Raw genomic sequence first — 22808 nt, forward strand, 5'->3', positions numbered from 1 at the left:
CTGAAAAATGTCACGCTTTTTTATTGATCGGCCAATTTTCGCTTGGGTTATCGCCATTGTCATCATGCTGGGTGGTCTGCTCTCGATTACAACACTGTCCGTCTCGCAATATCCGCAAATCGCGCCAACAACAGTACGTATCACCGCAAATTATTCCGGTGCGGATGCACAAACCGTTGAGAATTCCGTCACCAAAGTAATCGAACAGGGGATGACCGGGATAGACAATCTCGACTACATGACGTCGACTTCGACCTCAACAGGTCAAGCTTCAACTACCCTGACTTTCACAAGTGCCGCCGATCCCGATGTTGCGCAAATGCAGGTGCAGAACAAACTGCAGTTAATCACGGCTCAATTACCACAGATTGTACAAAGCACGGGGATAACAGTCACCAAGTCGACCTCAAGTTTTTTCATGATCATCGGATTTGTCTCTAAAGACAACAAGATGACCACAACGGATTTGGCTGATTACATTGATACGACCTTAAACGACACTTTGAAACGTGTCCCTGGCGTTGGTGACACACAGATTTTTGGTGCTGGCTATGCCATGCGCATATGGGTTAATCCCGACAAGCTGGCTCAATACCAGCTCAATATCAGCGATGTAACGGCAGCAATCCAGTCACAGAATTCTCAAGTGTCTGCGGGTGAACTTGGTGGATTACCCCAGCAACGCGGTCAGCAGCTAAATGCCACGGTTACAGCCAAAGGTCGTTTGCAAACGCCGGAGCAGTTCAACAACATTATTTTAAAGAGCCAGCAAGGTGGGGCTCTCGTGCGCCTTAGCGACGTAGCGGAGGTTGAACTCGGTGCAGAAAGCTACACGCGAACTGCAGTTTATAACGGCAATAATGCAGCGGGCCTCGGTATAAATCTCGCGACCGGTGCCAATGCGATTGATACTGCGGAAGCAGTGCAATCAACCATTGCCGGACTACAGCAAACTCTTCCGGCAAATGTCGAGGTTGTCTATCCATATGACACCACGCCGTTCGTGAAGCTTTCCATTGAGGACGTTGTAAGAACGTTGGTCGAAGCCATCATACTCGTCTTTGTCGTTATGTTCATTTTCCTGCAGAATTTCCGTGCAACGCTTATCCCGACGCTTGCTGTACCTGTCGTGCTTCTTGGTACTTTCGGTGTCCTTTCAATATTCGGCTATTCCATAAACACATTGACCATGTTCGGCATGGTGCTCGCCATTGGTCTGCTCGTCGACGATGCCATCGTCGTGGTCGAAAATGTAGAACGTGTCATGGAAGAAGAAGGGCTTTCCCCTCGGGAAGCTACAATCAAATCAATGAATGAAATTACCGGCGCCTTGATAGGTATCGCTACAGTACTATCGGCGGTCTTTGTTCCGATGGCATTCTTTTCCGGATCGGTCGGCGTTATTTATCGTCAGTTTTCGGTGACTATTGTTTCGGCGATGGTTCTTTCGGTTGTGGTTGCATTGATCCTTACACCGGCGCTCTGCGCTACTATTTTGCGCAAACCGCAGCACGGTGTAGTCAAGAAGGGTTTTTTCGGCTGGTTTAATCGTAATTTCGACCGTAGCGTCAATGGATATGGCTCAAGCGTTGGGGCCATACTCCGTCGACCTCTAGCATTCCTCACTGTCTTCCTGTTGATCGGTTTGACGGCAGGCTGGCTTTTTAACCGACTGCCCGGGTCGTTTCTTCCTGAAGAAGATCAGGGGCGCCTGCTTACGTCAATCCAGCTGCCACCCGGTGCAACTGCTGACCGTACGCAGGCTGTGCTGGATCGGGTGACAAACTATTATCTCACCAACGAAAAAGACTATGTCGAAGGCGTATTTGGTACGGTGGGGTTCAATTTCAGTGGACAGGGACAGAATGTCGGTATGCTCTTCATCAATCTCAAAGACTTTAGTCTTCGCGAGGATGATAATGCATCCGCACAAGCCATTGCGCGTCGTGCGATGGGTGCATTTTCTAAGATCAAGGATGGTAGGGTTATCGCGCTTGCCCCTCCCGCTATTCAAGGATTTGGCAATTCCGCAGGCTTTGACCTATATGTGAAGGATGAGCAGGGTGCAGGCCACGAAGCCCTTATGCAGGCACGCAACCAGCTCTTGGGGCTGGCTGGAAAAAGCCCCCTACTTTCGGGCGCTCGCCCGAATGGTCAGGAAGATACACCGCAATATTCAGTCTCGATAGATCAGGAGAAAGCACGCGCATTCAATCTCAATTTGTCTGACGTTGATACGACTTTGTCTACGGCGTGGGGCGGAACCTATGTGAACGACTTCATTGACCGCGGGCGTATCAAACCGGTCTATGTGCAGGGCGATGAAAACTTCCGCATGCAACCTGACGATTTTGATCGCTGGTTTGTGCGCAATTCCGATGGTGAAATGCTTCCGTTCTCGGCGTTTGCCAGTGGCTCATGGGTTTATGGATCGCCTCGACTTGAGCGTTATAACGGCGCGGCGGCGGTCCAGATTCAGGGGGCAGCGGCTGCAGGCATTAGCTCGGGTGATGCAATGAATGAGATTGACGCGCTGATGACCCAGTTGCCCGGCGGATTCACACATGAATGGACCTCGATCTCAGCGCAGGAAAAGCTTTCAGGCAGTCAGGCTATGGCGCTTTATGCCATCTCGGTACTCGTTGTTTTCCTTGCATTGGCAGCACTTTATGAAAGCTGGTCCATACCGCTAGCCGTCATGCTTTCTGTTCCCATTGGCATCTTTGGCGCATTGGTTGGTGCAACGGCTTTCGGCCAATCCAACGATGTATTTTTCAAAGTCGGATTGTTGACCACAATCGGGCTGTCTGCAAAAAATGCCATCCTGATTGTGGAGTTTGCTATTGAACGACAAAGAGCGGGTCTGGATTTGATAACTGCAACATTAGAGGCTGCCCGGCAGCGTTTGCGGCCAATTCTGATGACATCACTCGCATTTATACTGGGCGTACTGCCACTTGCTATCGCCAGCGGGGCAGGCTCAAAAAGTCAAAACTCTATCGGTATCGCGGTTATGGGCGGAATGATTTCTGCAACCATACTCGGTGTGCTATTTATTCCATTGCTTTTCGTGGCTACCAGAAAAATATTCAAGGGAGGCCAAGTTGTTGATTTGTCACCAGTCAAAGTGTGATGGTTCTAGTGGTTTCGGATGACGTTCAAAAATATACTGGCGATGTTCGCTAAGTGACTGTCGCCACCTTCATGGTAGGCCTGGCGGCCTGCCGCGGCTATTACATCGAACAGGCGGTTTTCCTGATCTGCGAGTTTTGCAATTTCCGCGACTTGGTGTTCGTTATTCTCGGATGCTCCGTACTGGTTATTCAAATGAGCCAAAAGCAGGTTTTTTCGCCCCTCTATGTCGCTTGTCATAGCGCTGTAGAAGCCCCATAGAAACCATGTTTCGCCAGTCTGCATGTCTCTATCGCTGATTTGAGCACGCTGCCAGTCGTGAAGCTTTGCGCGTTGCGCATTGGCTGTCCGAGTAGCCAATTCGTAAGCCTCATTGTCTGTCTTACTCGTTCCCAATGTCATATCAACCTCCAACGTCGCCTTACATGCATAGTACTGGAGCATAACAATACGCATGGGTTTACGACAACCCTGTGAATCCGACTAGCCTTTCGAGATCGAGAGATCTTTATAAAATGAGGCCTTACTTAGCTCTACCAGTTCGAAACATAGGGCCTCCGCACCATGCGGGATAGCCATAGCCATTGATCAGTACAAGATCGATATCTGAGGGACGAAGGGAAATGCCTTCCGACAGTATCTTGTCGGCCTCAGTCACGATCCCGGCAATAATCCGTGCAATAATCTCGTCTGGTTCGAACGGGCGGCGGATTATACCTTTCTCGCTCGAGATGGCCTCGATTAATGCGGTTACAATAGGATCAACCAATTTCCTGCCACCATCGTAAATATAGTAACCGCTGCCAGATTTCTGGCCGAAACGTCCCGCTTCGCACAAACGATCAGCAATCGGGACATAGCGCAAAGCCGGATCGCGCTTGTCGGCATCTCGCTTACGCCTGGCCCAGGATATATCAAGCCCCGCCAGATCAGTAACTGCATAAGGTCCCATGGGGAAACCATAAGCCTCGACCGCATTGTCGATCTCATGTGGTAAAGCACCGTCTTCCAGCATGAAATCACATTGCTCGCGGTAAGCTGTAAACAGGCGGTTACCTATGAAGCCCTCACACACACCACTGACAATCCCGAGTTTGCCAAGGCGCTTGGCAACGGCCAATCCTGTTGCAAGCACGTCCGGCGCAATCTCTTTGGTTTTGACTACCTCAACAAGCCGCATCATATTTGCAGGCGAGAAGAAATGCAGACCAATAAAGCGGCTGGGGTCAGGGACAACGGAAGCGATCGCGTCAGGGTCAAGGTAACTGGTGTTGGTCGCAAGAATCGTGTCGGGGCGAACAATCGAAGCAAGGCAGGTAAATAACTCCCGCTTCACACCCAGGTCATCAAATACCGCCTCAATAACAAGATCGCACTTGGTAAAGGCGTTGAGATCAGAATGAAAGCTAATACGCGTGAGACGCTCTTCTTTTATGGCGTTGCTTATCCGCCCGGACTTCACCGCTCGCTCATAGATCGCGTCAACACGCTTTTGGCCCTCGTCAATCGACAGCGTATCGCGCTCCACTACGGTAACATCATAATCGGCGTCAGCGAAAGTCACAGCGATACCCGCGCCCATGAGTCCTGCACCTGCAATACCGACAGACTGAATGGGACGAGGCAAAATATCAGCAAGTTCATCAAACTTGGCGGCAAGACGCTCTGCAACAAAGACATGGCGAAGGGCGACGGCTTGCTCGGATCCGACGAGCTCGAGAAACTTGTCCCGTTCCAACTTTAACCCTTGCTCAATAGGAACATTCGCACCACGTAGGACCATACGTGCTGCTTCGCCCGGCGAGATCTGTCCGCGAGCTTTCTGTTCCACCGCTAGGATTTGTAACTCAGCAGTTTGCTCGTCGAACTTAGCTATTGGCAACTGTCCAGTCCGGCGTGGCTCGCTATGGATGAGCGTTCTCGCAAATGCCAGTGCATCCGCAATCAGTTCGTTTTGCGATACGATATCAATAAGTCCAAGGTTGCGTGCGTGTGGTGCAGAGATACTCTTACCTGTTGCAATCATGTCTATTGCTGCAGCCACACCTATAAGTCTGGGTAGCCTTTGTGTGCCGCCAGCTCCTGGTATTATACCGAGCTTCACCTCTGGTAGGCCAAATTGTGCGTCGGGGGCAGCAATACGACCGTGGGCTGCAAGTGCGATCTCAAACCCTCCGCCCAATGCTTTTCCATGAATTGCTGCTATCACTGGCTTTGCAGAATCTTCGATCAACTGAACGAGATCATTGAGAAATGGCGCAAGCGGAGGTTTGCCAAATTCTTTGACATCTGCACCGGCCACAAAGGTCTTGCCCCTGCACGCAATTATCGAGGCCTCAATACCTGTGTCCGCATTTACTTCGTTCAATGCTAATGACAATCTTTCACGCACGCTATGGGACATTGCGTTTACTGGCGGATTATCGATCCATATGATGGCGATGTTGTCTTCGCGATTCCAGTTGACAGCCATGGCTAATCCGGCACGACTGCAGTCGCTTGAATTTCAACCAGGGCCTCATCTTCGATAAGGCCTGAGACCTGCACGACCGCCATGGCGGGAAAATGCCGCCCCATGGTAGCTTTATAAGCTGCGCCAATTTCTTTAAGAGCCGACGAATATTCCTTTCTGTCGAGCACATACCAAGTCATGGTCGTAACGTGCTCAGGCCGAGCACCACCCTCGCGCAATATGGCGATAATATTCTCCAAAGTTTGCCGTACTTGTGCAGGCAAGTCTTTAGCTTCGAACTTGCATTGTCCATTCCAGCCGATCTGTCCGCCCACGAAAATCGTCTTTCCACGCGCTTCCATTCCATTGGCATAGCCGATTGGGCGTGCCCATCCTTCCGGTTGGAGCACCTTGTGCGGGCTCGACACATTAGTTGTTTCGGCAGATTTCATCATGCTGTATTGCTTCCGCTCAATTGGAGAATGCCACGATGCCATGCATGCGACTATCCTGCTTTATTTCCCAGCACTCTTCATCAGCTCGCGGCCGATAATGAGCTTTTGTACTTCCGTTGCGCCTTCATAGATGCGTAGGGCACGTATCTCGCGGTAGAGCCGTTCGGTGATTTCACCAACCCGTACACCGCGCCCGCCAAAGAGCTGCAGCGCTTGGTCAATGACCCACTGGGCATTTTCCGTTGCAGTCAACTTTGCCATTGCTGCCTCGCTTGTCGTAGGCAGTTTTTGCACGTCCCGGCGCCATGCTGTTCGAAAAGTCAGTAGTGCAGCAGAGTCTATTGCTGTTGCCATTTCGCCCAGAGTGCTTTGGACCGTTGGTAAATCTGAAAGAGTGGCACCAAACATCTTGCGGCTTCTGGCATGAACAACCGCCTCATCAAGTGCACGCCGGGCAAAACCGATAGCTGCTGCCGCAACTGAAGGACGGAAAATATCAAGTGTACGCATGGCGATCTTGAAGCCTTCGCCGGGTGTCCCCAAGAGTTGCGATGCAGGAATACGGCAGTTGTCGAACCGAATACGTGCTAGTGGATGAGGCGCAATTGTTTCAATGCGCTCGACAACGGAAAATCCCGCAGTATCTGCAAAGACGACAAAGGCGGAAATCCCGCGTGTGCCCGGTGCTTCGCCGGTGCGGGCAAAAACCGTATAGACGTCGGCAATTCCGCCATTAGAAATCCATATTTTCTCACCGTCCAAAACATAGTCATCGCCATCTCGGTGCGCAGCACAACTGAGGGCGGCAACGTCAGAGCCAGCATCCGGTTCTGATAAAGCAAATGCCGATATCAGTTCACCTCGTGCAATCTTGGGCAGCATCTGCTGTTTCAATTCCTGCGATCCGGTGAGACTTATCGCGCCTGTGCCAAGCCCTTGCATTGCGAACGCAAAATCCGCAAGACCGTCGGTATAAGCCAAAGTTTCACGAATGACGCATAGAGAACGGCTGTCTATATCTTCCGACACGCCGCCAAAACTCTTTGGCACGCAATGGCGCAAAATTCCCGCAGCACCTAGCTGAGTGACCAGCTTTTTGCACGCGGCGTCCGCATCCGCATGATCGATTTCACCCAGTCCACCGTTTGAGATAAAGTCGTCCAGCTCTGTCGCCAACGTGCGAGTTTCATCGCCAAAAAAGGGCCATTGAAGATGCTCGCGCGTCAATCCTTCGGCGGGTTGAGCAGTCATCGACTAATTCCCCTCGAATTGCGGCTTTGACTTGGCGGCAAAAGCTTCAAAGGCCCGCCGAAAATCACCTGTTGCCATACATATGGCCTGCGCTTGCGCTTCGGATTCTATTAGCTGGTCAATTCCCATTGCCCATTCCTGATCCAACATTTTCTTGGTCATTGCATGGGCAAACCACGGACCATCTGCGACCGTGCGGGCAAAGCGCTGCGCTTCATCGAGAAGAGTTGTTCGCTCATGCAAGGCATTGTAGAAGCCCCACACATGCCCCTCGCTTGCAGTCATCGCGCGGCCAGTGAAAAGCAGTTCACTGGCGCGGCCTTGCCCGATAATCCGCGGGAGAATTCCGCAAGCACCCATATCCGCCCCGGCAAGGCCAACGCGAGTAAAAAGGAAAGCGGTTTTAGTTTCCGGTGTGGCAATTCGGAAATCAGCGGCCATTGCGAGGATCGCACCCGCTCCAGCACAGATACCGTCCACTGCTGCTATGATCGGCTGCGGGCAGGCTCTGATCTGGCGCACCAGATCACCTGTCATGCGCGTAAAGTCGAGTAGGTTTGGCATGGACATGTGGGTCAGCGGTTCAATAATGTCGAAGACATCGCCGCCTGAGGAAAAGTTGTTGTCGGCACCTGTAAGCACGACCGAGCGCACATCGCTGGCACGCACAAGCGAGCGAAACAGTTCGGTAAGTTCTTCATAGCTTTCAAAGGTGAGGGGGTTCTTCTTTTCAGGACGATTGAGGGTAATAGTGGCTACACGACCGTCGCCGTCGGTTTCGAACAGGAAATGCTTTGCCTTATGATCTTTGAAGCGACGCTTCTTGTCCTGCATCGGATTACTCATATGTCTTACCTTCCCATAACTTCACCGCCGGCAACAGGAATCGCCTGACCCGTAATCGCGCTAGCTTTTTCGGACGCCAGCCAGAGCACCGTATCTGCAACTTCCTGCGGCGTAACCAATCGGCCTTGTGGATTGGCCCGCGTAATGTTAGCACGCGCATCCTCAGCAGATCGTCCGGTCTTGTCGCTGATGGCGCCCACCGCATTGTCGAGCAGAGGCGTATCAGTAAATCCGGGGCAAACGGCATTCACTGTTACATCCGTGCGGGCCAACTCAAGGGCAAGCGAACGCGTCAGTCCGACTACTCCATGTTTTGCTGCACAATAGGCTGATACATAAGAATAACCTGTCAGCCCAGCAGTGCTTGCAATGTTGATGATGCGGCCGTTTCCAGAATGCCGAACGGACGAAAGTGCAGCTTGCGTGACCAGAAATGTGCCTGTGAGATTGACGCGGAGTATCCTGTTCCAAAGCTCTAAGTCGGTTTTGTCAAAAGGCGCTGATGGCGCTTCTCCAGCACAATTAACGAGTACCGAAATATTCCCGGCGGCGTGTGTGGCGTTAGCTATGCCGTGACTGACTTGGGATTCATCAGTGACATCAAAACCATCCAGAATAAAACTCTCACCGCCCGCATCGGTGATGAGTTTATCGACCTCCGCGAGAGGCGCATATCGTCTCCCAGCAAGAGTCACCCGCATACCATCCGCTGCCAGAGCCAAGGCGATGGCTTTGCCGATACCTGTACCTGCGCCAGTAATGAATGCGTGTCTCCGGTTAGCACTCATGATTTACTTGACCCCGCGACCGCTCGAGCCAAATTGTTCACGTATTGCGCTTTTGCAGAATAGTATTGTTTGGGCCAGACATGATCGGCATAGCCGATCCTGGTTGCTTCATGCATGACAAAAGAAGGGTCGGCCAGATGTGGACGAGCGACCGCACATAGATCGGCGCGCCCAGCGGCAATGATCGAATTAGCGTGATCAGCTTCCGAAATGGCACCTACGGCTATTGTCGGTATCTGGATTTCATTGCGTATCTTATCGGAGAAAGGAGTCTGGAAAAGACGGCCATAAACCGGTTGTTCTTCCTTGACCACCTGACCGGACGAGCAGTCAATCAAATCGGCCCCAGCCTGCTTGAATATTTGGGCAAACACCGCAGCGTCTTCTGGTGTGTTGCCCCCCTCCAACCAATCATTTGTAGAAAGGCGCACGGAGATGGGCTTATCCTCAGGCCAGACTTGCCGTATAGAGAGGAATACCTCCAATGGAAAACGTGCGCGCCCTTCGTGATCGCCACCATACTCGTCGTTGCGATGATTGGTCAGTGGTGAAAGGAAGCTTGATAACAAATAACCGTGAGCAGCGTGCAATTCGAGGATATCGAAGCCCAGGTTTTGTGCCCTTTCGGTCGCGTGAACAAAATCAACTATGACGCGATCCATGTCCTCCCTTGTCATTGCTCGGGGTGTGGCGGATTTTCGCATGTAAGGCAGTGCAGAAGCTGACACCAGCGGCCATCCTCCTTCTGCAACAGGCTGGTCAATTCCTTCCCATGCGACCTTGGTTGAACCCTTTCGGCCAGCATGGCCCAGCTGGATGCCGATCTTTGCAGGCGTTTCTCGGTGCACGAAGTCAACGATACGTTTCCACGCCAACTCCTGTTCGTCATTCCAGAGACCGAGACAACCGGGTGTAATACGAGCATCGGCCGAAACGCAGGTCATTTCCGGGAAGATTAGCGCGGCGCCACCCATGGCTCGAGCACCCAGATGTACGAGGTGGAAATCATTGGGCAAGCCATCAGTTGCCGAATACATGGCCATAGGGGAAACCATGATGCGATTATGTAATGTCAGACCACGGACTTTGAATGGTGTAAACATCGGCGGTGGGACGGAGCCGCTAGGTGAAGGATCGACACCGGCGCGTGCAGCAAACCAGTGCTCGAAACCCTCCAACCAGTCCTTGTCACGCAGCCGCAGATTTTCATGGCTGATACGCTGTGAGCGGGTCAGCATTGAATACATGAATTGTTCAGGCTCAAGTGTATCGGCATAGCGCGTGCCAACGACCTCGAACCATTCCATTGCATTTCGCGCAGCATTTTGAATACGCGCGACATCAACACGACGCACTTCCTCATACGCAGCCAAGACTACCGGAATATTAGCTTTGTCATGACCAACAATGTCGAACTGGCGGGTAAGTTCAATTGCATCGTCAATGGCCAGTTTGGTGCCTGAACCGATCGCGAAATGCGCCGTATGTGCGCTATCACCCATCAGAACTACATGGTTTATGCCATTGAAATAACTCCATTTTTCGCAAATTAGGCGGCCAAAATTCAACCATGCCGAACCGCGCATATGGCGCGCATTGGTCATCAGCTTATGGCCGTCGAGTGTTTCGGCAAAGAGGTTTTCACAGAAGGCTATGGACTCACCCTGGTCCATTTTGTCGAGACCATGAGCTTTAAACACCTCGTCTGTTGTCTCGACAATGAAAGTGGATGTGTTCTCATCGAAGCGATAAATATGCGCCTGAAACCAACCATGCTTGGTTTTCTGAAAATCGAAGGTGAAGGCGTCAAAACGTTTGTTGGTCCCGAGCCAGACAAAGCGATTAGGTCGCACCACCATGTCTGGCTGAAAAATATGAGTGTACTTGGTGCGGATTCTGGAATTGACGCCATCAGAGGCAATAATCAGGTCTGCATCCGGGAATTCCTCATCGCCCCTCACATCTGTTTCAAAAACCAGTTCGACGCCAAGCTCAAGACAGCGGTCCTGCAGGATGTTGAGCATTTTTTTGCGCCCGATTCCAACAAAGCCATGACCGCTTGTACGGATTTTGCGCCCCTTGAACACAAGTTCGATATCATCCCAATGATTGAACGCCACTTCAATTGTTTCGGCAGTTTGTGGATCCCATTGGCGCATCGATTGCATGGTAGCATCGGAAAAAACCACGCCCCAGCCGAACGTATCGAACGGACGATTCCTCTCCACCACAGTTATGTGATGTTCGGGATGCTGACGCTTCATAAGAAGCGCAAAATAGAGGCCAGCCGGGCCGCCGCCAATACAGACAATCCGCATACTTGTTCCTCCACCAAGTTGGGCAACTCCGCTAGGTATTAGCCCAACCACTGAAATCCACGATGAACCGAATAACAAGAAATTTCAAGCTTAAAATATATTTGCATTGCCTTGGGTTTTAAGGTTGTTTCTACCTGTCTTTTCAAACGCCTAGATAGCGGTCCTGCAATGCTGTAGTGAGTTGCTCTGGCTTGCCAGAGAAAACCGTGAACCCTTTTTCCAGGATAAAACAACGGTCTGCCGCAGGCAGAAGTTCGGACAGTGTTTTGTCCACCACAAGGATGGATTGCCCGTTAGCCTTCAGTTTTCTTATAGCTGCCCATATATCCTGCCGGATGACCGGAGCAAGGCCTTCGGTAGCCTCATCCAGCACAAGCAAACAAGGATTGGTCATGAGCGCTCGTCCTATTGCAAGCATCTGCTGCTCGCCACCCGATAGTGTATTGGCAAACTGGTCGCGCCGTTCATTCAGACGCGGAAAAAGCTCTCCGACTTTTTGCGCGGTCCACTCGTTGCCGCGAGCCGCAGCAAGCAGATTTTCAAGAACCGTCAGATTGGGGAAACAGCGCCTGCCTTCTGGGACGAGTCCCAACCCGAGACGGGCAATCCTATGCGGTTGCATACCAGTTACTTGTTTTCCAGCAAAACTGATTGAACCCGAGCGAGCACGGATAAGTCCGAAGATGGAATTGATCGTCGTGGTCTTGCCCATTCCATTTCGCCCCATAAGTGCGACGACCTCTCCTTTTTTTACATCCAGATCGACACCGTACAATGCTTGCGAAGCACCATAGAAAGTCTCAAGTCCTGCTATGCGGAGGAGAGTCATACCGGCTCTCCAAGATAAGCCCGTCGCACCTCGGCATCGTTGCGGATGTCTGCAACTTTGCCAGAAGCGATGATGCGCCCATAAACCAGCACCGATATGCGATCCGCAAGAGCAAACACTGCATCCATGTCATGTTCGACAAGCAGGATCGGAGCTTCGTTACGCAAGCCATCAAGAAAGGCTGTTAAAGCCTTTGAACCTTCTGGACCCATACCGGCCATAGGCTCGTCGAAAAGAAATGCCTTCGACCCCAACGCTAATACAATGGCAATTTCAAGCTGCCGTCTTTCTCCATGAGAAAGTTCAGCCGCAAGAAAGTTCGCGCGCTTTGCCAACCCGACCCTTTCCAGCGCCGACATGGCTGGTTCCGTCAGACTTTTGTCATTAAGAACGGGGCGAAAGAAGCGAAAACTCGAACCCTGCCGCGCTTGTATCGCCAGCATGACATTCCGTAGAACCGAAAATTCCGGTACCAGTGATGAAATCTGGAAACTGCGTCCTAAACCTAGACGCACTCGCTCCGGCATACCCAAGGCCGTTATATCCTCGCCAAGAAAGCGGATGGTTCCACTATCCTGTCGTATGGATCCTGATATCTGGTGCATCAGCGTGCTCTTGCCAGCACCGTTTGGCCCGATGAGCGCGTGGATTTCGCTTGGTCGCAAATCAAGACTTACACCGTCGGTCGCCTTTAAGGCACCGAAGCTTTTGCACATTTCTCGAATTTCAAGAACAAGCTCAACCATAACGTGCCTTTCCTGCCAGAAGACCGAGCAGTCCACCCCTTATGAAGAGAACCACGCCGAGAAGGATGAGGCCAAGGAAGAATTGCCATCTCTCTGTGATGCCACCGAGCGTGTACTCGAACATTACATAGAGCATGGCTCCGGCAAGCGGGCCAAAGAGCCTTCCTTTGCCACCCAAAATGACCAGAACAATGAGTTCACCGGACATATGCCATGATAGCATTGAAGGACTGGCAAACCGGTTGAGATCGGCAAAGAGCGCACCTGCCAAGCCAGTCACGATCGCTGAAATTACAAAGGCTGCGAGTTTGATGTTCAATGGCACAATGCCCACTGCCGCAAGTCGTGTTTCATTCTGTCTGGCCGTTTGTAGTGCTGCTCCAAAACGCGAGCCGCGTATAAGCGAAAACAAAACCATTGCCGCAAGCAGCATCGTGTAACAAACAACAAAGAAGGGCAGGGGCTTTGCTGTACTCAATAAAGGAAACGTATTGCGGACGGAAAGCGATAAACCATCCTCACCACCATAGGCAGGCCACGAAATGGCGAAATAGTAAATCATCTGCGCAAAGGCGAGCGTAATCATTATAAAATACACACCGGATGTACGCAGGCTGATTAGTCCGATAAACAGTGCCATAAGCCCGCATATGACCATGGCTACAAGCCATATCCATGGCATGGATGTAGTACCTTCCAATCCAAAGAATAGCGGTTCTGCATTGAAGGCATGAGTTGCCAGAATTGCCGCAGTATAACCGCCTATTCCGAAAAAAGCAGCATGCCCGAATGACACCAATCCCCCCAACCCAAGCGCAATATTCAGCCCGACGGCAGCGAGTGCCAATATCGCGATACGTGTTGATAAAGTTACATAGAATGGTTCGTCGATGGCTACAGCGACCAGTGGGATCGCAAGCAATAATAGGGCGAGAACTGTATTCACAAGGGTTTCGCGTGGCATCATGGGCTTGCGATCCTCATGCGGCAAAAAGGCCGCGCGGCCTGAATGCGAGAATGAGCGCCATGGCGATATAGATCAACATGGAAGCAAGTGCGCCACCGATCATCCCAGCCTGCGAGGCAGGAAGTATCAGTGCAAGAGTTTTTGGAAGAAGAAATCGTCCCATTGTATCAAGAAGACCAACGAGAATTGCTCCGACGAGAGCACCTTTGATCGAGCCAATTCCGCCAATGACGACAACTACGAAGGCAAGAATGAGGACGGGCTCTCCCATCCCAACCTGTACGGATTGCAATGCACCGATCAATGCGCCAGCTAGTCCAGCCAAAGCTGCTCCGAGTGCAAATACGATTGTGTAAAGCGCTTGGATATCAACGCCAAGTGCTGCAATCATTTCCCGATCAGACTCCCCAGCGCGTATGCGCATACCGAGTCGTGTATGGGAGATGAGCATATACAAACCAGATGCGACAGCGATACCTACGCCAATAATAGCGAGGCGATAAAGCTGATACAGCCCACCGCCGGGCAACGGCACCGCGCCTTGCAACACTGGCGGAATGTCAAGATAAAGCGGAAATGATCCGAATATCCATCGCGAGCCCTCTGAAAAGATCAGGATGAGAGCAAAGGTTGCCAGTACCTGATCGAGGTGATCACGCTCATAAAGCCTCCGGATGACCACCACTTCAATAATGGCTCCTGCTGCTGCTGCTGCAACGAGACTTGCGATAAGTCCAAGCCAGAATGAGCCCGTTGCAGATGCTACAATGGCGCAGGCGAATGCTCCGATCATATATAGCGAACCATGGGCAAGATTAATGACGCCCATCACACCGAAGACAAGTGTCAGACCTGCCGCCATAAGAAACAGCATCACGCCGAGCTGGAGCCCATTGAGAAGTTGTTCGAGAAGGAGTGCAGTAGACAAAGGAGGCTATTCCGGTTTCAACAAAGCACGAGTGACGCTGCTGCCCGTCGCGATGCGGCAGGCAGCATCTATAAGGTGCGGATCACATCTTGCACTTGTCAGCGTATGCATCCTTGTGGTCTTCGAAGGCGGTTGCGATGATCTTGTTGGTCAACACGCCATCTTCTTTCACCACTTCACGTACGTAGACGTTTTGGATTGGATGATTGTTGTTATTGAAGACGAATTTGCCGCGTACTGATTTGAAATCCGCAGACTTCAACGCTGTCTTGAATGCATCCTTGTCTTTGACGCTTGCCTTGGAAAGTGCTGCCAGAATGAGGTTAGCAGCATCCCAGCTTTGCGCCGCATAAATTGAGGGCAAGCGTTTATACTCTGTCTTGAATGCCTCTACGAATTTCTTATTGGCATCATTGTCCAAATCCTTCGACCATGTAGCGGAGTTTTTCACACCCAAAGCCGCGTCACCAATAGCACCTAACACGTCTTGATCGAATGAGAATCCTGGCCCCATGACAGGTGTGCTGACACCTGACTGGGCGTATTGCTTCATAAAGGAAATGCCCATGCCTCCAGGCAGAAAGAAGAATACCGAGTCCGCGCCCGAGTCGCGGATTTGCGCAATTTCTGCTGCATAGTCGGTTTGGCCTACTTGTGTGTAAACCTCACCAGCAAGCTCACCCTTGTAGAAGCGCTTAAACCCGGTTAGCGCATCTTTGCCCGCGGGATAGTTGGGTGCTAGAATAAAAGTCTTCTTGTAATCCTTGTTGGCATATTGCCCCATTGCCTCGTGGAAATTGTCGTTCTGATAGGCAACGTTGAAATAATTTGCGTTGCAGTTTGCGCCCGCGAGAGCAGATGGTCCGGCGTTTGGCGAAAGATAGACAATATCTTGCGCCACAGTGTTTGGAACGACGGCCATAGCGAGGTTTGACCAAATGATACCCGTCAAGAGATCCACTTTATCGCTCTGGATCATCTTTTCTGCCAGTTGCACAGCAATTTCCGGCTTTTGGGCGTCGTCCTCAATGACGAGCTCTATATCCTTGTTTCCGGATTGTTTTATAGCCAAAGTAAATGCGTCGCGCATATCAATGCCTAACCCTGCACCGCCACCAGAAAGAGTGGTTATAACGCCGATCTTCACGGGTTCTGCATACGCGGCAGTTGCCAGTGCAAGGCTTAATATACTGGTAGCCAGAATTCTTTTCATATCGTTCCCCTTTGTGGGTGTTCCCGTTATTTGTTGTTATTTGGTTCCGGAGCAGGATGCGAACTTTTCAGGATTCACGATATAGTTCAACATCTATCACCAGCCCATTTTCTATTTATAGTGTTTCTCCCGTCCGCAGCCTGAATCGTTGTACTTTGCCGGTTTGGGTCTTCGGTAGACTGTCGATAAATTTCACCGAGCGCGGGTATTTGTAGGGTGCTATCAACGACTTCACGTAGTCCTGCAAACGGTTGATCGTGGCTTCGTTCCGTTCCGTTCCATCAATCAAAACCACGTAGGCTTCCACGATTTGCCCACGCTCGGAATCCGGTTTGCCGACCACTGCGCATTCCACGATATCCGGATGTGAAAGCAACGCTGCTTCCACCTCTGGGCCAGCCACATTGTAGCCAGCAGTCACTATAATATCGTCCGATCGTGCTGCGAAGTGAAAGAAGCCGTCTTCATCCCGATAAAATGCGTCGCCAGTGAGGTTCCAGCCATCCCGCACATACTCGGTTTGTCGGTCATCGGCCATGTAACGGCAACCTGTTGGGCCACGCACCGCAAGGCTGCCAACTGTGCCGTGTGGCACTTCGTGCATTTCGTCGTCAACGACCCGGGCGGTGTAGCCACGAACAGGTTTTCCAGTTGAAGAGGGCATCAGATCGTCAAACCGGTTGGAAATGAAAATGTGCAACATTTCCGTAGCGCCTATTCCATCCAGAATTGGCGTGCCAGTCTTGGTTATCCATTCTTCAAAGACCGGGCCGGGAAGGGTTTCTCCCGCAGAAACGGCGACGCGCAAGGAAGAAAGGTCAGCTCCCTCATCCATAGCCTTCAACATGGCGCGATAGGCGGTTGGTGCAGTGAAACTGATTGTTGCCTTATAGGTTTCTATAATTTCGATCATATTGGGCGGTGTAGCGCTTTCCAGCAAAGTCGCAGCAGCTCCAAAACGCAAAGGGAAGATTGCAAGACCGCCTAGGCCAAATGTGAAGGCAAGCGGGGGAGAGCCGACAAATACATCGTCAGGCGTGACTCCAAGCACCTCCTTGGCATAAGTATCTGCGATAAGTAGAAGATCACGATGAAAATGCATTGTCGCTTTGGGAACACCAGTTGTACCTGACGTAAATCCCAATAACGCAACGTCATCACGTCCCGTCGCTACTGCTCTAAAGTGATGGGGTTTGTCTAACGCAGCACGATCAAGTTCCGCATCGTGGCTGGCAGTTCCATCAAAGCCAATTACCTGTTTCAGAAATTTGCTGTCCTTGGCACATGCGATCATATCGTTCATCAGACGTGTGTCGCAAAGCGCTAGCGATATCTCAGCTTTGTCGATGATCTTGGTGAGTTCTCCGGGACGGAGCATCGGCATCGTATTGACAACGACAGCTCCTGCTTTGGTCGCTGCGAGCCAGCAGGCAACCATGGCGGGATTATTGGCAGAGCGTATCAGGATACGATTTCCAGGCTTAATGCCATAATTGGACACAAGCGCGTGGGCAAGTTGGCTTGTCCATTCAGAGAGTTCCCGATAGCTGCGACGACGTCCATTCCCGATCAAGGCAGTACGAACGCCAAAGCCTTTTTCCACCATTCTGTCGGTAAGCTCGACTGCGGCGTTCAGATAATCAGGATAATCAAAGCCATCCAGATCAAACTCCGGCCACTGATTAAAGGGCGGAAGATTATCTCGCGTAAATGTATCAATATGTGCCGTCGGTCCTAGCATTCTGTGGCTTCCCCTGCCTGCTATTCGTCATGCCCTGGCTTCTTTGTTCCAAACACTTTTGTGGTTATGTTTCCCAGTTGCTGTGAAAGGATTTAAGCATAGCAGCAAGCTGGCGTGCATCATCTTCGCCAATACCACTGAGCAGTTCACCCACCCATTTTTCATGTTCTGTCGCGATTTGCTTGAAGAGAAGCAATCCCGCATCAGTCAACTTGACAATTGATGTTCGGCGATCACCCTCGCGGCTTGATCTCACGACAAGACCATCTGTCACTAGCCTGTCTACAATCACTGTGACATTGCCATTTGACACCAAGAGAAAGCGAGAGAGGTCGCTCATTAGCAGCCCTTCTGACTTGCGATTAAGCGCTGCCATCACGTCAAAGCGCGGTAACGTCATGTCAAATTGGGATTTGAGCCGCAACCGCAGTTCGCTCTCTATGGTTCTTGAAACACGCAAGAGCCGAATCCAAAGCCGCAGCCGCTCTTTGCTACCAGAGTTTGGTTCATGCTGGCTCAGAGCCATATCTGTCATTGGTCAACTCTCCAAATGGCAAATTTGGCTCCGAATACACCATATCCCTCGTTAGCCACTGGAACCTCTCCAAGTTAAACCAGTTGCAGAATGGCATAGCGTCGAATTATTTCAAGCATGAAATTTCAAGATTAAAACAAATTTGTTGCGTTGAATCCGAGAATAGCGTGATCGTGCCAAACCACAAATCCCACTCAGTTAGGAGCTATAGTAAGTATAATATGACTTGATTAGTCATGTTACGATGGTTTAGTTAGTGCAACCCGTGATTAGCCTCAGGGTGAGCAGGAGCATATAATGCAAGACATCCGGTTGAGTGCGACGGCGCGAGTCAACCTTTCGACTCCGATGCATTACTTCAACAAGTTAGCGGATCATTTTGCCGAACACGGCGAGGTTGTGCGGACAGAGCGTAAAGGTCAGATCGTATTGAGTTACGGTACGGCAACAATTGAAGCTGACGAAGAATGTCTTTTGTTGCAGGCTGAAAGCGATGATGAGACGGGCTTGGCGTATATGAAGTACGCCATTGCTGACCACGTGATTGAGTTTGCCCGCACAGAAGAACCGATAATCGTGTGGGCTGGCCACGGGGCTGCGGGAAGTCTGTTGCCCTATTTTCGGGAGATGCGTGTCCTATCAGCAAAAAACATCTCCCCAAATATGAGGCGGGTGTCTTTGCATGGAAAGAATATGCAAAGATTTGCCTATGGTGGTATGCATGTGCGCATTCTAATTCCGCCAGTACATGTTGATACACCACAATGGCCAGTAACCGGTGATGATGGCCGTCCCGTTTGGCCAGATGGTGACCGGAAGTTGCTCTCCCGCGTCTATACTATTCGCAGTATTGATCCTGAGAGCGGGAATGTCGAGATTGATGTGGTAACACACGACGGTACACCGGGATCAGAATGGGCTTTGGGTGCCGTTGAAGGTGACATTGTGGGTATGACGGGTCCAGGTGGCGGTGATGCCGGAGATGCGGATTGGTATTTGCTCGCGGGTGACGAGACTGCATTGCCCGCAATTGGACGCATAATCGAACGTTTGCCACCAAATGTGACGGTTGTTGCGCGTATTGAGGTTGATAATCCCGCAGAGGAGCAGAGTTTTAACTCCCGGTGCAATCTCGACGTTCAATGGTTGCATCGTAATGGCGTTGATGCCGGGACGACTACTTTGCTTCAGGATGCCGTAAAGCTGGTTCGGCTTCCTTCAAATGGAGAACAAATATTTGTTTGGTCAGGGTGTGAGTTCAGCGCCTTCAAAGCCATCCGAAGTTATGTTCGTAAGCACTTGAAGCTTGAACGTAACCAACACTTGGTCGTCTCATACTGGCGACGAGGCGTAGCAGAGGAGTAAGGGAAGTAGCGCATGACATTCCATCCACGCATGACGAGCAAGATTGAAGGCGTATCACCTATTGAAGAGCTGAAATGGCGCTCCTGGAATGGAGTGATTGCTGATGTCTGGTCCGTTAAATGTGCTCCCCACGCAAATGGTCAATATGTCTCAGAAGATCCGCGTCTTTTTGTTATTCTAGAAAAGTCAGGATCTGGAAATTTTAATGTGTCGCTTGATCCGGCAGTGCGCTGGACGAGCCATGCCTGCACATCACATTCAATGAGTTATATTCCGGCTGGACTACCGATTTGGGGCCACTTGGATAACGTGCAATATTTGCGACACCTCGATCTGCATTTCGATGTGGCTACTTTGCGTCGGAGCTTCGCAGATGAAAAAATCACCGACCGACTGTCGATCCCTCGGGTTATGTTTTCTAATGAGAAAATTGCCGCTATGGCTCGCCTGATAGCAGACGAATGTATTAGCGAGCGACCGCTCCATGCGCTTTATGGCGATGGTTTGACAATGGCCCTTTTTGTCGAATTGTTTGAGATAGGTGAGGTCAAGAAGCGCCATAGAAGCCAGTTGTCGCCAAGGCAGTTGCGCACAGTTACAGGCTACATTGAAGAGAATTGCCTTCGAAACATACGTTTGCAAGAATTAGCAGATCTTCTAGGTCTTTCACAATCGTACTTCAGTCACGCATTCAAAGCATCTACCGGCACGGCACCGCATCAATGGCAGATGAGTGCACGCATCAGGAAAGTACAATTGTTACTAAGCAGATCGGGCTCTTCATTGACCAGAATCGCATCGACAACCGGCTTTTCGGATCAGGCCCATCTGACGCGTGTGTTCAAGCGGGTGGTCGGCGTCACTCCTGCTGTGTGGCAACGCGAGCGCGCCAACTGAATAACAGACCAAAAACGTTCAAAAAACAGCCGAAATCGCCAATCCAATATCGATAAGTTGATATATGAACTCAACTTATAATTGCGCGACAAAAAGCTTGGTCCTCCCACCTGGCAGTGTCGTGCTCAGCGGGGCATTGCAAGGGGTAATTACATGCGCGGGACGTACAAATCTACACTATTATTCCTATTAGGTAGCTCAGCCATTTTGGTATCGTTATCTTCGGCCAGCGCTCAAACTGCGGATTCTACTATCCGCTTGAACGAGATTGTTATCGAGGGAAATGGAGCTGTTGGAACGGCGACAGGGCCGGTCAATGGGTTTGTGCCGAAGCGTACTGCGACGGGATCAAAAACGAATACACCAATCGAAGATTTACCACAGTCTGTATCGGTGGTTGGGCGTGACCAGATTGATGCGCAGGGCGCACAGAAGATTGATGAAGCTTTGCGCTACACAGCTGGGGTATTCGCCCAGCCATTCGGTGTCGATAATGATACGAACTGGATTTATATCCGTGGCTTCGATGCTACCGCAAAAGGGACCTATCTCGATGGCTTGCAGAATTTCAGTTATGGATTTGGTGGGTTTCTTATTGATTCATTTGGGATTGAACGGATTGAAGTGCTGAAAGGCCCTGCCTCCGTTCTGTACGGTGGGAGTAATCCTGGCGGTATTGTCAATTACATTAGCAAGCGGCCCAATGGCGAACGTATCCGTTATGTTGAATCCGGTATCAATAGTTACGGCAATGCATATCTGGGGTTCGATATTGGTGACAAAGCGTCGGACGCTGTAGATTATCGCATAAACGGCAAAATTGGGGGCGGAGATAACTATACAGATTTCTCAGAAGAGTTTCGCGGCGTAATAAACCCTAGCATTACGTGGAAGCCAGACGATGCAACTAAGTTGACACTAACCGCCAATTATACCCATCTAGATGCAACGCATGATGGAGGCGGTTTCTTACCTTATTATGGCACTGTGGTGCCTACGAAATTTGGCAAAATTGACCCAAAATCAAACTTTACTGAGCCTTCTGTAGATAATTATGATCGTGAACAGGTTTCGGTGGGTTACGAGTTTGAACATACATTCGATAATGATTGGTCTTTCCGTCAAAATGCCCGCTACGGTCGTGCCAATGTGAAAGAGCAATCATTATATGCGTTTGGTTATGCCAGTGGGCCGTTTGGTTTTGCAGAGCAGCCAGATCTAACAGATAATCTCACGCGTATTAACTTCAAGCACGATACAACGGTTAACAACTTTCTGGTTGATAACCAGCTGGAAGGTATCGTTAATACTGGTGCAATTGAACATACATTGCTTTTCGGCGCAGAGTACAAATACTTCAACATTGACCACGTGCAGGCAAGTGGTGACGGAACGCCAATCAGTGGAGGTAATCCGGTTCACGGTGCGCCACAACCACCGTTGCGTCCACCATATATCGATCAGGTTGTAAAGCAGCATCAAATCGGAGTTTACGCTCAAGATCAGCTACGGTTCGGTGATGGCTGGCTTGTCACCTTGAATGGGCGTTATGATTATGTCGACACAGAAGCAACGGGACTTCCTTCCTACAAAGGTAATGACGGTAGGGCCAGCGGGCGAGTTGGAATTGCATATGATTTTGACAATGGACTAACGCCATATGCAAGTGTCGCAACTTTCTTCAGCCCGGAAATCGGGGTAACTGGCAACCTTGAGTTCTTTAAGCCTGAGACCGGTGAACAGTACGAAGTTGGTGTAAAGTATCGTCCAGAATGGTTTGACGGGTTGATTACTGCCTCGCTTTTCGACCTTACAAAGAAAAATGTTGTAACTGGTGGATTCCGCCAAGAAACGCAGATTGGCGAAGTTAATTCGCGTGGATTCGAGGTAGAGGCTCAAGCCAATATCGATGATGCTTGGAAGGTGACCGCTGCTTTTACAGCCTACGACCTGAAGGTAAAAGACGATGCAGACGAAAGTATCATCGGCAAGCGTCCATTTCTCCTCCCCGAAACCCAAGCCTCATTGTTTGCCCAATACACTGTGCAAACTGGAAAGCTTGAAGGGTTGGCACTTGGCGCAGGCGTTCGTTACGTGGGGTCGAGTTATGCCGATAAAGCAAATACCCTCAAAGTTCCTGACGTGGCGTTACTGGATTTGAAGGTTGGTTATAAGAAGGACAACTGGGGTGTCGATTTGAATGTCACCAATGTCTTCGACAAAGAGTTTGTTTCTGGCTGCCAAGGTGTGAATGTCTGTTCCTATGGCGAAGGTCGCAAAGCGCTTCTGAAAGCCCACGTGACTTGGTAAACTTGACATATTGATTGTTTATACGGGATCACTGG

Annotated in this window: 18 protein-coding genes; 4 read left to right on the forward strand and 14 right to left on the reverse strand. The window is 50.6% G+C overall.

Translation table 11 applies throughout. From position 1 onward, the window contains the following. Positions 1-7: 7 nt before the first annotated feature. Entirely contained in the window at positions 8-3133 is a 3126-nt protein-coding gene (locus PMI41_RS14170) for an efflux RND transporter permease subunit (protein ID WP_008125928.1), read from the forward strand. 5 nt (positions 3134-3138) lie between these two features. Here the strand turns inward: PMI41_RS14170 and PMI41_RS14175 are convergent, their stop codons facing one another. The 14 genes from PMI41_RS14175 to PMI41_RS14240 form a co-directional block, all read right to left on the reverse strand. Further along, positions 3139-3534, reverse strand: coding sequence for a hypothetical protein (locus PMI41_RS14175; protein ID WP_008125929.1), 396 nt, complete (start codon positions 3532-3534; stop codon positions 3139-3141). Positions 3535-3655: 121 nt separating this feature from the next. Beyond that, entirely contained in the window at positions 3656-5605 is a 1950-nt protein-coding gene (locus PMI41_RS14180; protein ID WP_008125930.1) for a 3-hydroxyacyl-CoA dehydrogenase NAD-binding domain-containing protein, read from the reverse strand. A gap of 2 nt (positions 5606-5607) precedes the next feature. Further along, positions 5608-6036: a RidA family protein gene (locus tag PMI41_RS14185; protein WP_052025913.1), complete on the reverse strand. Its 429-nt coding sequence runs from the start codon at positions 6034-6036 to the stop codon at positions 5608-5610. Between the two features lie 63 nt (positions 6037-6099). Next, positions 6100-7290, reverse strand: coding sequence for an acyl-CoA dehydrogenase family protein (locus tag PMI41_RS14190; protein ID WP_008125932.1), 1191 nt, complete (start codon positions 7288-7290; stop codon positions 6100-6102). Between the two features lie 3 nt (positions 7291-7293). Further along, a complete protein-coding gene (locus PMI41_RS14195) occupies positions 7294-8136 on the reverse strand; it encodes an enoyl-CoA hydratase family protein (RefSeq protein WP_008125934.1) in 843 nt (280 codons plus the stop codon). Positions 8137-8141: 5 nt separating this feature from the next. Next, a complete protein-coding gene (locus tag PMI41_RS14200; protein ID WP_008125936.1) occupies positions 8142-8924 on the reverse strand; it encodes an SDR family NAD(P)-dependent oxidoreductase in 783 nt (260 codons plus the stop codon). Then, positions 8921-11242, reverse strand: a complete 2322-nt coding sequence (locus tag PMI41_RS14205) for a bifunctional salicylyl-CoA 5-hydroxylase/oxidoreductase (protein ID WP_008125938.1) — start codon at positions 11240-11242, stop codon at positions 8921-8923. The genes PMI41_RS14200 and PMI41_RS14205 overlap by 4 nt, the downstream gene beginning before the upstream one ends. A gap of 142 nt (positions 11243-11384) precedes the next feature. Further along, positions 11385-12071, reverse strand: a complete 687-nt coding sequence (locus PMI41_RS14210; RefSeq protein ID WP_008125940.1) for an ABC transporter ATP-binding protein — start codon at positions 12069-12071, stop codon at positions 11385-11387. Next, complete coding sequence (locus tag PMI41_RS14215; RefSeq protein WP_008125943.1) at positions 12068-12817, reverse strand: ABC transporter ATP-binding protein; 750 nt, start codon at positions 12815-12817, stop codon at positions 12068-12070. The genes PMI41_RS14210 and PMI41_RS14215 overlap by 4 nt, the downstream gene beginning before the upstream one ends. After that, positions 12810-13781, reverse strand: coding sequence for a branched-chain amino acid ABC transporter permease (locus tag PMI41_RS14220; protein ID WP_040855168.1), 972 nt, complete (start codon positions 13779-13781; stop codon positions 12810-12812). Before PMI41_RS14220 ends, PMI41_RS14215 begins: the two co-directional genes overlap by 8 nt. 16 nt (positions 13782-13797) lie before the next feature. Next, positions 13798-14712: a branched-chain amino acid ABC transporter permease gene (locus tag PMI41_RS14225; protein WP_008125947.1), complete on the reverse strand. Its 915-nt coding sequence runs from the start codon at positions 14710-14712 to the stop codon at positions 13798-13800. A gap of 82 nt (positions 14713-14794) precedes the next feature. Continuing rightward, the gene (locus tag PMI41_RS14230) at positions 14795-15925 is read right to left on the reverse strand and encodes an ABC transporter substrate-binding protein (protein ID WP_008125948.1); all 1131 of its coding nucleotides are present in this window, start codon (positions 15923-15925) and stop codon (positions 14795-14797) included. A gap of 115 nt (positions 15926-16040) precedes the next feature. Further along, on the reverse strand, positions 16041-17666 hold the full coding sequence (locus PMI41_RS14235) for an AMP-binding protein (protein ID WP_008125950.1): 1626 nt from the start codon (positions 17664-17666) through the stop codon (positions 16041-16043). A 64-nt stretch (positions 17667-17730) separates the two neighbouring features. Continuing rightward, positions 17731-18192, reverse strand: a complete 462-nt coding sequence (locus PMI41_RS14240; RefSeq protein WP_040855172.1) for a MarR family transcriptional regulator — start codon at positions 18190-18192, stop codon at positions 17731-17733. Between the two features lie 306 nt (positions 18193-18498). Between PMI41_RS14240 and PMI41_RS14245 the strand changes: the two genes are divergently transcribed. The 3 genes from PMI41_RS14245 (at position 18499) to PMI41_RS14255 (ending at position 22773) form a co-directional block, all read left to right on the forward strand. Then, positions 18499-19566, forward strand: coding sequence for a siderophore-interacting protein (locus tag PMI41_RS14245; protein ID WP_008125954.1), 1068 nt, complete (start codon positions 18499-18501; stop codon positions 19564-19566). Between the two features lie 12 nt (positions 19567-19578). Further along, positions 19579-20463, forward strand: a complete 885-nt coding sequence (locus PMI41_RS14250) for an AraC family transcriptional regulator (protein WP_008125956.1) — start codon at positions 19579-19581, stop codon at positions 20461-20463. Between the two features lie 153 nt (positions 20464-20616). Further along, a complete protein-coding gene (locus PMI41_RS14255) occupies positions 20617-22773 on the forward strand; it encodes a TonB-dependent siderophore receptor (RefSeq protein WP_008125958.1) in 2157 nt (718 codons plus the stop codon). The last annotated feature ends 35 nt before the right edge of the window (positions 22774-22808 follow it).

This window comes from Phyllobacterium sp. YR531 (genome assembly GCF_000282595.1).
Taxonomy (GTDB): Bacteria; Pseudomonadota; Alphaproteobacteria; order Rhizobiales; family Rhizobiaceae; genus Phyllobacterium.

Coding starts and splice junctions, on each gene's coding strand:
- PMI41_RS14230 (WP_008125948.1), bottom strand. CDS start 15,925: ATGAAAAGAATTCTGGCTACCAGTATATTAAGCCTTGCACTGGCAACT.
- PMI41_RS14200 (WP_008125936.1), bottom strand. CDS start 8,924: ATGAGTGCTAACCGGAGACACGCATTCATTACTGGCGCAGGTACAGGT.
- PMI41_RS14205 (WP_008125938.1), bottom strand. CDS start 11,242: ATGCGGATTGTCTGTATTGGCGGCGGCCCGGCTGGCCTCTATTTTGCG.
- PMI41_RS14255 (WP_008125958.1), top strand. CDS start 20,617: ATGCGCGGGACGTACAAATCTACACTATTATTCCTATTAGGTAGCTCA.
- PMI41_RS14245 (WP_008125954.1), top strand. CDS start 18,499: ATGCAAGACATCCGGTTGAGTGCGACGGCGCGAGTCAACCTTTCGACT.
- PMI41_RS14185 (WP_052025913.1), bottom strand. CDS start 6,036: ATGAAATCTGCCGAAACAACTAATGTGTCGAGCCCGCACAAGGTGCTC.
- PMI41_RS14175 (WP_008125929.1), bottom strand. CDS start 3,534: ATGACATTGGGAACGAGTAAGACAGACAATGAGGCTTACGAATTGGCT.
- PMI41_RS14195 (WP_008125934.1), bottom strand. CDS start 8,136: ATGAGTAATCCGATGCAGGACAAGAAGCGTCGCTTCAAAGATCATAAG.
- PMI41_RS14215 (WP_008125943.1), bottom strand. CDS start 12,817: ATGGTTGAGCTTGTTCTTGAAATTCGAGAAATGTGCAAAAGCTTCGGT.
- PMI41_RS14220 (WP_040855168.1), bottom strand. CDS start 13,781: ATGCCACGCGAAACCCTTGTGAATACAGTTCTCGCCCTATTATTGCTT.
- PMI41_RS14180 (WP_008125930.1), bottom strand. CDS start 5,605: ATGGCTGTCAACTGGAATCGCGAAGACAACATCGCCATCATATGGATC.
- PMI41_RS14170 (WP_008125928.1), top strand. CDS start 8: ATGTCACGCTTTTTTATTGATCGGCCAATTTTCGCTTGGGTTATCGCC.
- PMI41_RS14240 (WP_040855172.1), bottom strand. CDS start 18,192: ATGGCTCTGAGCCAGCATGAACCAAACTCTGGTAGCAAAGAGCGGCTG.
- PMI41_RS14235 (WP_008125950.1), bottom strand. CDS start 17,666: ATGCTAGGACCGACGGCACATATTGATACATTTACGCGAGATAATCTT.
- PMI41_RS14210 (WP_008125940.1), bottom strand. CDS start 12,071: ATGACTCTCCTCCGCATAGCAGGACTTGAGACTTTCTATGGTGCTTCG.
- PMI41_RS14250 (WP_008125956.1), top strand. CDS start 19,579: ATGACATTCCATCCACGCATGACGAGCAAGATTGAAGGCGTATCACCT.
- PMI41_RS14190 (WP_008125932.1), bottom strand. CDS start 7,290: ATGACTGCTCAACCCGCCGAAGGATTGACGCGCGAGCATCTTCAATGG.